Annotated in this window: 1 rRNA gene; it reads left to right on the top strand. The window is 51.8% G+C overall.

What is annotated here, in order from left to right:
* A 23S ribosomal RNA gene (locus BHE89_RS20865) occupies positions 1-438 on the top strand; the annotation flags it as partial.

Genomic DNA, 438 nt, shown 5'->3' with positions numbered 1-438 from the left:
CGGTGATCTATCCATGGGCAGGTTGAAGGTTGGGTAACACTAACTGGAGGACCGAACCGACTAATGTTGAAAAATTAGCGGATGACTTGTGGATGGGGGTGAAAGGCCAATCAAACCGGGAGATAGCTGGTTCTCCCCGAAAGCTATTTAGGTAGCGCCTCGTGAACTCATCTTCGGGGGTAGAGCACTGTTTCGACTAGGGGGTCATCCCGACTTACCAACTCGATGCAAACTGCGAATACCGAAGAATGTTATCACGGGAGACACACGGCGGGTGCTAACGTCCGTCGTGAAGAGGGAACAACCCAGACCGCCAGCTAAGGTCCCAAAGTCATGGTTAAGTGGGAAACGAAGTGGGAAGGCTCAGACAGCCAGGATGTTGGCTTAGAAGCAGCCATCATTTAAAGAAAGCGTAATAGCTCACTGGTCGAGTCGGCC

This window comes from Shigella sp. FC1967 (assembly GCF_001743005.1).
Taxonomy (GTDB): Bacteria; Pseudomonadota; Gammaproteobacteria; order Enterobacterales; family Enterobacteriaceae; genus Proteus.
Note: the sequence above shows the minus strand (reverse complement) of the source record. Positions and strands in the feature narration are given on the sequence as shown.